The sequence below is a fragment of the Frankia nepalensis genome (genome assembly GCF_016786325.1).
Classification (GTDB): domain Bacteria; phylum Actinomycetota; class Actinomycetes; order Frankiales; family Frankiaceae; genus Pseudofrankia; species Pseudofrankia nepalensis.
Genome location: NZ_JADWYU010000197.1, coordinates 11,170 through 18,384, shown reverse-complemented (window position 1 = coordinate 18,384; position 7,215 = coordinate 11,170). Strand labels below are relative to the sequence as shown.

General features: G+C 73.8%; 4 protein-coding genes and 1 pseudogene. 3 read left to right on the top strand and 2 right to left on the bottom strand.

Going from position 1 to position 7,215, the window contains the following annotated elements; translation table 11 throughout:
- Both I6A81_RS30080 and I6A81_RS30075 read right to left on the bottom strand, forming a co-directional pair.
- Positions 1-343 (bottom strand): annotated as a pseudogene (locus tag I6A81_RS30080) (RCC1 repeat- and reductase domain-containing protein); the annotation flags it as partial.
- Positions 344-775: 432 nt separating this feature from the next.
- The gene (locus I6A81_RS30075) at positions 776-2,002 is read right to left on the bottom strand and encodes an RCC1 domain-containing protein (RefSeq protein WP_203002697.1); all 1,227 of its coding nucleotides are present in this window, start codon (positions 2,000-2,002) and stop codon (positions 776-778) included.
- Positions 2,003-2,142: 140 nt separating this feature from the next.
- On the opposite strand from I6A81_RS30075, the gene I6A81_RS30070 reads away from it, so the two are divergent.
- From I6A81_RS30070 to I6A81_RS30060, 3 genes are all read left to right on the top strand, one after another.
- On the top strand, positions 2,143-2,430 hold the full coding sequence (locus I6A81_RS30070) for a hypothetical protein (protein ID WP_238428967.1): 288 nt from the start codon (positions 2,143-2,145) through the stop codon (positions 2,428-2,430).
- A gap of 160 nt (positions 2,431-2,590) precedes the next feature.
- Complete coding sequence (locus I6A81_RS30065; protein ID WP_203002698.1) at positions 2,591-4,321, top strand: serine/threonine-protein kinase; 1,731 nt, start codon at positions 2,591-2,593, stop codon at positions 4,319-4,321.
- A gap of 76 nt (positions 4,322-4,397) precedes the next feature.
- On the top strand, positions 4,398-7,215 hold a 2,818-nt coding region (locus I6A81_RS30060; RefSeq protein WP_203010377.1), incomplete at its 3' end, for an nSTAND1 domain-containing NTPase.

The window sequence follows — 7,215 nt, the reverse complement described above, 5'->3', positions numbered from 1 at the left end:
GCTGGCCGAGGAAGTTGCTCCCCCAGGCCCAGACGGTGCCGTCGCTCCGCAGGGCGTACGCGGCGGCGCCGCGGCCAGCGATCGCGCGTACGTCGTCGAGTCCGGTGGCGTCGGTGACGGGTACCGGGACCGAGCTGTTCGCGAGAGTTCCGTTGCCGAGCTGGCCGTGGTCGTTGTTACCCCAGGCCCGCACCGAGTACGTCACCGACGTGACCGAGTAGTCGGCGTCGAGAGGCGCTGTTCCGGTGCCCGGGGCGGCGCTGACGGCCGCTGGCAGGGCTACCAGGCCAGCCGCGGCCATCGCCACGGCCCATCTGCCGATCCGTCGTCGTCCGCTGACCATTTTCGCTCCTCCGAACCATTGGGTGGGCCACGAACACCCCCCGAGTACCAAGAGTAGCTATACGATCTCTCTATGTATTCAGCTTATCTATTTGTTCGCTATGACGTGTGTCGCCGGGGTGACGCCGGACTGTGGTCTGGATGCGCCGCGCCGGGGTCCGCGGAGCGCCGGATGCTGGCGGCAAGGTCCATTCCGGGAGCAGGTGGGCACTCTCGCGACGAGCCGAGTGAAGGAAGTTGCTCCTCGGGGACCGGGAGACCTTCAGCCGTACATGCGCGGCGTCGGTCGCCTTGGATGGGTGGGGCCTGGGGGCCGCGCACCCCACCGGCGCCGGGTCCGGGCGGCGGCGGGGTGCGCGGCGAGGCCGCGAGTGGTGTGCCTCGGCGGGTGGCGATCGGTGCCGGCTGACCGGTACGGCCAGCCGGCACGGGCTCACCAGGTAAAGTCGCTCACGATCACGTAGGCATTCCAGTCACTGCCCACGATGGCGCGGACGTCGTTCAGCCCGAGTACGGGGACGGGCAGCGGGCTGTCGGTGGTGGTGCCGTCGCCGAGCTGGCCGAAGAGGTTGTCTCCCCAGGCCCAGGCGGTGCCGTCCCGGCGCACCGCGTACCCGGTGCCGAAGCCGGCGGAGATCGCGGTCACGTTGACGAGGCCCGTGGTGCCACTGACGGGAACCGGAACCGGGCTGTTGATGGCGGGGGCGCCGTTGCCGAGCTGGCCCTGGGTGTCGTCACCCCAGGCCCAGACGGTGCCGTCCCGGCGCAGCGCGTAGGCATTACGGTTACCGGCGGCAATGGCGCGGACGTCGGTGAGGCTGGCGACCGACACGGGGACCAGGCTGCTGGCGGTGGTGCCGGTGCCGAGCTGGCCGTAGTCGTTGTTACCCCAAGCCCGGACGGTGCCGTCCCGGCGCAGCGCGTAGGCGCCGATGCCACTGGCGGCGATGGCCCGGACCGCGGTCAGGCCGAGGACCTGCGCGGGCAGGGGGCTGGGGGTGGTGGTGTTGGTGCCGAGCTGGCCGTAGGTGTTGTTACCCCAGGCCCAGACGGTGCCGTCCCAGCGCAGCGCGTAGCCGCTGCCGCTACCGGCGGCGATGGCCGTGACGCCGGTAAGGCCGAGGACCTGGACCGGAATCCTGCTGTTGGTGGTGGTGCCGTCGCCGAGCTGGCCGGCGCCGTTGAAACCCCAGGCCCAGACGGTGCCGTCCCAGCGCAGCGCGAAGGCGCTGTTGTTACTGGCGGCGATGGCCCGGATGCCGGTAAGGCCGAGGACCTGGACGGGGACCGGGCTGTTGGTGGTGGTGCCGTCGCCGAGCTGGCCGAAGAAGTTGTCACCCCAGGCCCAGACGGTGCCGTCGCGCCGCAGGGCATACGCGGAGGTGTTGCGGCCGGCGACCGCGCGTACGTCGTCGAGTCCGGTGGCGTCGGTGACGGGTACCGGGACCGAGCTGTTCGCGTGGGTTCCGTTGCCAAGCTGCCCAGAGCGATTGTCACCCCAGGCCCAGACCGATTGCGCCGGTGGTGCGAACGGGCGGCCGGCGCCCTGACCTGCCGCTCCGGCGCCCGGGGCAGCGGTGGCCGCCGCAGGCAGGGCTACCAGACCAGCCGCGGCCATCGCCACGGCCCATCTGCCGATCCGTCGTCGTCTACTGACCATGCTCGCTCCTCCGAACCGGCGGGTGTCCCCATGAGCACCCGATCCTTACGGAGAGTAACCGCACGATCTCTATATGTATTCAACATTTCTATTTGTTCGCAATGACGTGTGTCGACGGGGTGACGCCGGACTGTTGGACGGTGCGCGACGTCGCCGCGCACCTGACCCTGCGGCAGACGGGGCTGCTCGACGGGCTGCGCCAGCTGCTCCGGTCGCCGGGTGGGATGAACCGGGTGATCCGACGGTCGGCGGTCCTGCGCGCCTCGACGCCGACCGGCCAGATGGTCGCCGAGATCCGCGGCATGGTCGGCTCCCGCAGGCACAACGTGGGCGTCACCTGCCGCGAGACCCTCATCGACCAGGCCCTGGCCTACATGCGCCAGGTCCTGACCGGGCTCACCCCGGCGGCCGTCACCACGCGATCCTGACCACATGCCGCGGGGCGCCGGCCGCGGGGCGCCGGCCGCCGGCGCGCTGGTGACGGAATCGCCCGAGTAACGTGAGTCCGGCGTGTTTGGGGGCACGGGCAGAAGGGCTTCGTGGGTACGCATGGCAGACCGCGTGATGCCACTTCGGGATGCCGACCCGATGGCCATCGGCCCGATCGTCGTCGAAGGATTCCTCGGTCGGGGCGGAATGGGCCGGGTGTACCTGGGCCGCGCCGTCGACGGCCGCCGGGTCGCGGTCAAGGTCATTCACGAGCACCTGGCCCGTGACGAGCATTTCCTGGCCCGGTTCGAGAGAGAGGCGCGGATCGCGCGCAGCGTCGCGCCGTTCTGCACCGCCGAGGTGCTCGATTTCGGCGTGGTCGACGGCCGGCCCTATATCGTCACGGAGTTCCTGGACGGGCCGACGCTGGCGGAGGCCGTGGAAACCCAGGGCCCGCTGCCGACCACCGACGCGCATCAGCTGGCGGTCTCGATAGCCGCGGCGCTCGCGTCGATCCACAGCGCCGGGCTGGTGCACCGCGACATCAAGCCCGCGAACATCATGCTCTCCCGGTCCGGGCCGCGTGTGATCGACTTCGGGATCGCGCTGTCCGTCGAATCCGACTCCATGTTGACCAGCGCGTCCGACACCGTCGGGACACCCGCCTTCATGGCGCCGGAACAGGCGCTGCGGGAGAAGGTGACGTCGGCCGCCGACGTGTTCGCCTGGGGTGGCGTCGTCGCGTTCGCCGCGACGGGCCGGTCCCCGTTCGGCACGGCCGTCCCGGCGCTGGTGATGTACCGGGTCATGCACGACGAGCCAGACCTCGACGGCCTGGACGCCCGGCTGCTTCCGCTGGTGCGCGCGGCGATGAGCAAACGACCCGCCGACCGGCCGAGCGCCGCGGACCTGCTCGGCGCGCTGACCGGGACGTCGTCGCCGACGGCCGCGCCGTCCGCGGCGGCGCCCGAGCCGCGCGGCCTGGTCCCTGTCACGTTCCCACCGCCCCTGACGCCGCCGGATGCCTCGCTGTCCGCGGTGTCCACGCCGACCGCGACCGCGGCCTCCGGGCCGCCCGACTCGCCTCCGCCGTCGTCGGCCACGCCGCCCGAGGCAGCGGTCGGGGCGGCGCCACCGCTCGGGTCACCAGCGCCGGACGTCGGCTCCGAAACCCCGGACCCGGACGTGGCCGTGCCGCCGCGACGGGCCTCACGCAGGCGGTTCGGAGTGGCCGTGGCGGCGGTCGTCCTGGGCGCCGTCGGCGCCGCCGCGCTGGTGGTCGGGCAACCGGGTGCTGACGGCGCGCGCGGACCAGCGCCCTCCGGGTCCGAGCTGACCAGGCCGTCGGCGACGCCGACCGTACCCGCCACCACCGCTGACCCGGGTTCGTCGACGCCGTCGCCGACCCCCACGCCGTCGCCGACCCCCACGCCGCCGCCGGCGGCCGCGGTGCCTGGGGATGCGACGCAGCCGACGGCTCCCCCGCCGTCGCTGGCCGGACCCCCTCGTGCGCAGTACTGGACCGGGGTACTCACCACGCTCGACGAGGCACGAGTCGCGGCCTTCGCCGCCGCCGACGATCGGCTGCTCTCGCGGGTCTACACCGACGGCAGCTCCGCGCGAGCAGCCGACGCCACGCTCATCGCGGCCGTCGCCGCGGGCGGCGGCAGGATCCAGGGCGGCCGCCAGGTGTTCCAGGCGGTGCGGGTGGTCGACGAGAGCTCGACCGTCGCCGTACTGCGTTTCACGTCCTACGTCACGCAGTACGTGGTGGTCGACACCGAAGGCGCTGAGCTGCGCCGCCAGCCCGCGAGCTCGCCGATCACGCAGGAGGTCACCCTCGTCAACACGCCCGAGGGATGGCGCATCTCGCAGCTGACTCAGCTCTGAGGCCCGGCACGGGCAGGCCGGGTCGCGCGCGGGACATGGCTGCCGCGGCCGATCCGGCTTGTGGCACTCTGCGGAGGTGGCCACAGAGGGAGACCGACCGGCTACTTTCGGCACCGGCGGCGGGGGCGTGGACTTCTTCGTGTCGTACACCCAGGTCGACCGGGTCTGGGCCGAGTGGGTGGCCTGGCAGCTGGAGGACGCCGGCTATCGGGTGGTCGTGCAGGCGTGGGACTTCGGCGTGGGGTCGCACTTCGTCCACGAGATGCACAAGGCCGCGTCGGACGCGGCGCGGACCGTGGCGGTGCTCTCGGCGGCCTACCTGACCTCGGCCTACGCGGAGGCGGAGTGGCAGGCTGCCTGGGCCGCCGACCCGTCCGGTGGCGGGCGGCGGCTCGTGGCCGTACGGGTGGAGGACTGCCCACGGCCGGGGCTGTTGGGGCAGCTCGTGGGGGTGGACCTGTTCGGCCTCGAGCAGGCGGACGCGCGGCGGCTGCTGCTGGCAGCGGTCGCCGCGGGCCGGCGCAAACCCGATGGTCCGCCGGACTTCCCGGGTGCCGTCGACGCGGTCCGAACCCCGCCCCGTTTCCCCGGGCCCTTCCGGGTGCGGGGAGTGTGGGAGCCGGGCCGTTCGCCGTTTCCCGGGCTGGCGGCGTTCGACGCGAGCCGGGCGCTGGTGTTCCAGGGACGGGAGCAGGAGATCCGCCAGTTGGCGGGCCGGCTCGCCCGGCCGGCGGGGGACGCGGACGGGCTGATGGTGGTGGTCGGCCCGTCGGGCTGTGGGAAGTCGTCGCTGGTCGCCGCGGGCCTCGGCCCGGCGCTGGCGGACGATCCTGACTGGCTGGTGGTCGCGCCCATGGCTCCCGGCGGCCGGCCCGTCCCGTCGCTGGCGGGGGTGCTGGCCGCGGCCGGCCGGCGCCACGGCCTGGACTGGGACGCCGAGACGCTGACCGCCCGGCTCACCGAGCCAGGCCGGGCCGGGCCGGTTGTCACCGAACTGCTGGCCGCGGCGGCACCGGCGCGGCGGCTGCTGCTCGTCGTCGACCAGGCCGAGGAACTGCTGGTACGCGCCTCCCGGGCAGACCAGGCGCGGTTCATGGCCCTGCTGGCCGAGGTGACGACCGGTCCGGTGCGAGCGGTCGCGACCCTGCGCTCGGAGTACCTCGACCGGCTCCTCGAGACGGCCACTCCAGCCGGGCTGCGGGTCCGGGCGGAGGCGCTCGCGCCCCTGTCCCGTGACCTGCTGCCCCTGGTGATCACCGGCCCCTCACGGATGGCCGGGCTGGCGATCGACGACGAGCTGGTCGTCCGGATGGCCGCCGACACCGGCGACGGCCAGTCCCTGCCACTGCTCGCCTACACCCTGCAACGGCTGTATGTGGCCGCGCGGGAGACGAGCACGACGGTGCTCTCGGCGGCCCTGTACGAACAGATCGGCGGGGTCCGCGGCTCGCTGGTCGACCACGCCGACGCGGCCCTCGCCGACGCCACCGCCGCCACCGGTCACGCCGGCGCCGAGGTCCTCGCGACACTGCTGCGGCTGGTCACGGTCGATGCCGAGGGACGCCCGACTCGGCGGCGGATCCCGTTGGACCAGCTGCCCGACGCCGCGCGCGGCGAGCTGACCCCGTTCGTCGCCCGCCGGCTGCTGGTCGTCGACGCCGCCCTGGGCGGGCCGGCCACCGTCGAGGTCGCCCACGAACGGCTCCTGACCGCCTGGCCGCCGCTGGCCGGGGCCATCACCCAGGCGTCCGACCGGCTCCGCCAGCGCGGCCAGGCCGAGACCGCCGCCGAGGAGTGGGAAGGCCACGGCCGCCCGGCCAGCCGGCTGTGGAACCTCGCCCTGGCCAGCGGCGCGCTCGCCACCGTGAGCGCCGACGAGCTCACGCCGATGGCACGACGGTTCCTGACCACCAGCCGGCGCCGCGCCCGCCGCCGCCTCACCAGCGCCTTCGCCATCCTCACCGTCCTCCTGCTGCTCGCCAGCGGCCTCGGCCTCACCGCCTACGTCCAGGGCCGCAACGCCGCCCAGGAACGCAACACCGCCGAGGAACGCCGCCGGACCACGGTCGCCAACCAGTTGCTCACCCTCGCCGACAACGCCCGCGACACCGACCCGCTCGGCGCGCTGCGCCTGGCCGCCGCCGCCCACGGCATCGCCCCGCGCGACCACCAGCCCCGCGCCGGCGGCAACATCCTGGACACGCTGACCGACATCCCCGCCCTGCGCAGCACCATCATCGACCAGAGCCCGACCGCCGCGGTGGCGCTCGGCCCAGGCGGGCTGCTAGCCGTCGGCACCCTCGGAGGGGACTACGGCGCCAGCAACGGCGTGTGGCTGTGGGACACCAGCGACCCGGACCACCCCCGTTCACTCGGCGAGTTGCTCCCCCGCGACGGCCCGGTCAACGCGCTGGCGTTCGGCCCGGGCGGGCTGCTCGCCGTCGGCGGCTTCGACAGCGCCAGCGACGACGACAGCGGCGTGGTGCGGCTGTGGGATACCACTGACCCGGGCCACCCCCGCCAGCTCGGCAAACACCTCCTCCCGGACGGTCCGGTCAACTCCATGGCGTTCGGCCCAGGCGGGCTCCTGGCCACCGGCAGCGGCTACGACGGTGGCGGCGGCGGCGTGTGGCTGTGGGACACCAGCGACCCGGACCGTCTCCGCCAGCTCGGCGAACCCCTGCGCCGCGACGGCCCGGTCAACGCGGTGGCCTTCGGCCCGGACGGGCTGCTCGCCGCCGCCAGCTTCGACAGGGACAGCGCCGACGCCAGCTCCGACGCGATCTGGCTCTGGGACACCAGCGACCCGGACGATCCCCGCCAGCTCGGCGAACCCCTGCGCCGCGACGGCCCGGTCAACGCGGTGGCCTTCGGCCCGGACGGGCTGCTCGCCG

What these genes read in the sequence shown, in the direction of transcription:
- I6A81_RS30075 (WP_203002697.1), bottom strand. Translation starts at nt 2,002, where the DNA reads ATGGTCAGTAGACGACGACGGATCGGCAGATGGGCCGTGGCGATGGCC.
- I6A81_RS30065 (WP_203002698.1), top strand. Translation starts at nt 2,591, where the DNA reads ATGGCCATCGGCCCGATCGTCGTCGAAGGATTCCTCGGTCGGGGCGGA.